The sequence below is a fragment of the Nostoc sp. UIC 10890 genome, from assembly GCF_054786515.1.
Genome location: NZ_JBSGKF010000106.1, coordinates 1 through 2,181 on the forward strand (window position 1 = coordinate 1; position 2,181 = coordinate 2,181).

The following is a 2,181-nucleotide window of genomic DNA, read 5'->3' on the forward strand; positions in this document are numbered from 1 at the left end:
TGGGATGATTGGGACGATATTAATTTGTCTACTCCAGAACGTCGCATTGAACGCTTAGAAATTCTGCTGTGTCAAAAAGTCCACAAAGGCGAGGACATATCTCAATGTATGCAAGTTTTAGAGTACTTGAAAAATCGCACGACTCACCAAAAGTTAGAATCTGTTTTCTTTAAGCGAGTTCAGTCTCAACTGACTTACAACTTGTGGCCAATAATTGGTCAGGCTACCTTAATCTCTCTAGTTGCTATTTCTTGCTATTTTGCCATGTATAAAATAGCTACTTCCTCAATATCTAATAATTCTTCGTCGGAATTATCTCAGGGCAAACAATTATCAAAAAACACCCCACCACACGGTAAAAAACATCACAAATAAACATAATCGCAGTGCGGTATATTTCTTGATCGCACTGCAATTACTGACTATGATACTCCATCAGCAATCTCTAAAATCTTTCAAGTTAACGAAGTAAAAAGGCAGTTAATGAATATTTATTTTCATGCCCAAGGTGAGGCGATCGCTTTCTTTCGCATATTCAGGTAAAATCACTGCATTTGATAGATAAAAACTTTCTTTACAGCTTAACTCACCTACTTTAATAAGAGGTGTTTTTATCAAAAGGCAAGCTCTCTTCCGGCTCAAAGTTCCGCAAGTCCTGTTCCATTTGGCGGCGGCGTTGAGCGTAGGTTCTGCTGTCTTCAATCAGAGCATTCATTTTCTGCTCACCAAAGTTAATACCCTGTTCTGCGTGTTCGGCAGACACAGCATTATAATTCTCGACTTCGTTTTTCTTACGCCACTCAAGATGTTCCAGCGAACCTTCACTGATACCAATTTTACGAGCGTACTCTAAATATTCAGGTCTGAGAGAACCATCAGGGTTAAATTCCCTTTTCTCTTGTTCAGTAAAGAAATCGTAGGCTGTGTAGATTGGCCACGGCTCTGGGTCAGTCTCGTCTAGTTGCTTCCACTCGTCATACTCTTCTTTTAATCTACGAGCATAACTCTCAATTGCTCCTGGATGTGCGCCAAGAGATAGCTTTTCTTGTCTTACTTCATCTCTGAGATTTCCATCTGCATTGAACTCTTTCTTATGCATATTTATCCAACGCTTAATTCTTGACATATAGACCTCCCAAAATATTAACTAAGTTTCATTAAACTTTTAAACTCATGACACTGGAATTAAAACATTTTGACCCCAGGCTTAATCAATGGATTTATACAGATGAGCGTAAAACTATTTTAACCGAAAAGCTCAGTAATACTTTACTAGAATCATATTTCCCTGATAAAGAATTCTCATTTGGGCACTCAGATGAATACAGTACAGACGAAGATTTGAAGAATCATCCAGATGGACACATCTTATTATTATCTTCTAAAACTCGCTTAGTTTATGGAGAAAAAGAATGCTTAGAAACAATTCAAAAAATTTGTCCAGATAGTAAAGACCGTGGGGCTTATGGTTCGATATTTCTTGGAGCTTGTAAAAATGCGATTCACGAAAAACTAAATATTTTGGTAGTAGATGATTCTACTGATAATCGGGGTGAAAACGGAGGAATATTATCAAATGATTTAGCATATAAACTAGTTGGCGATTGTTATGGACAGATTTCAACCCAACTTTATGACTTGCTCACTTCAAGAGAATCACAGCAAGATAAAAGCTACCGTGTTATCCAGCATCGATTCGGCTGGAAGGAAGGAAATGGAGAAGAAACTACTAAATACCGCTTTGGGAAAGGAACACTCCGACCATACAGACTAGATAAAATAGAATATGCAGACTCAAATAATGAACCCAAAATCGATATAATTCTCCCTGTAAGTAGTTTCAAAGGAATAGATAAGGATAGACCAGGAGGGGCGACTAAACCTCAAATTAAGCCAGGATTATATCAGCAAAATATTTGGTTGGCTGAAAAAGGACAATCTCAGCAAGGTCAGATGTCAATTTCCCAACTGCTGGCATCTTTCCCCCAAGGAATTAAAGATTTTGCCGAAGAATTAGAGCTACAAGCTGAGAAACTAGCCTCTATTCAAGATGACCCAAGAAGAGTTGCTGCTGACTATTGTGAAAAATACGAAAAACGCAAAGAATCATTGAACCAAGGGAAATTAAAAACAGGAGAAATCACTAGCTTTGAACCAAATGTTAAAAATTCAGGAACAAAT

The 2,181-nt window shown here is 37.7% G+C and carries 2 protein-coding genes and 1 pseudogene; 2 read left to right on the plus strand and 1 reads right to left on the minus strand.

Annotated elements, in window-relative coordinates; all coding sequences use genetic code 11:
* Positions 1-375: hypothetical protein (locus tag ACWATR_RS39505; protein ID WP_460345702.1), on the plus strand; the 375-nt coding region annotated here is incomplete at its 5' end.
* A 220-nt stretch (positions 376-595) separates the two neighbouring features.
* Here the strand turns inward: ACWATR_RS39505 and ACWATR_RS39510 are convergent.
* Positions 596-1,126 (minus strand): hypothetical protein, encoded by a 531-nt coding sequence (locus tag ACWATR_RS39510; RefSeq protein ID WP_460345705.1) that lies wholly within the window; start codon positions 1,124-1,126, stop codon positions 596-598.
* Between the two features lie 47 nt (positions 1,127-1,173).
* Between ACWATR_RS39510 and ACWATR_RS39515 the strand changes: the two are divergent.
* Positions 1,174-2,181, plus strand: a pseudogene (locus ACWATR_RS39515) (hypothetical protein); the annotation flags it as partial.